The sequence below is a fragment of the Rhizobium sp. SVR5-9E genome, assembly GCF_056755095.1.
Genome location: NZ_JBNDHS010000654.1, coordinates 1 through 242, shown reverse-complemented (window position 1 = coordinate 242; position 242 = coordinate 1). Strand labels below are relative to the sequence as shown.

Sequence of the window (242 nt, the reverse complement as noted above, 5' to 3'; positions counted from 1 at the left end):
ATATTGAGCGTTGTGCCAGGGGTAACCCAGGCGCCCCAGATTTTTTTCACCGCGGCGATACGCGCCTGCAGTTTTGCATCGTCGCTGGCGGTCTCTCGTGAAATCTCCACGGCCACCGTGCCGTTGCTTTTCCAGCCGTTGAGGCTGCTGTCGTAAGGCAGGATCATCCAGCTCTGGTCGCTGTTGGAGGTGCTGAAAACCATGCGCTCTTTGTTGACGGAGGTGATCAGCGCGTTTTCCGG

The 242-nt window shown here is 57.9% G+C and carries 1 protein-coding gene; it reads right to left on the bottom strand.

Annotated elements, in window-relative coordinates; genetic code table 11:
- A partial coding sequence (locus ACPYOJ_RS36430) for a hypothetical protein (protein ID WP_481420545.1) occupies nucleotides 1–242 on the bottom strand: 242 nt, incomplete at both ends.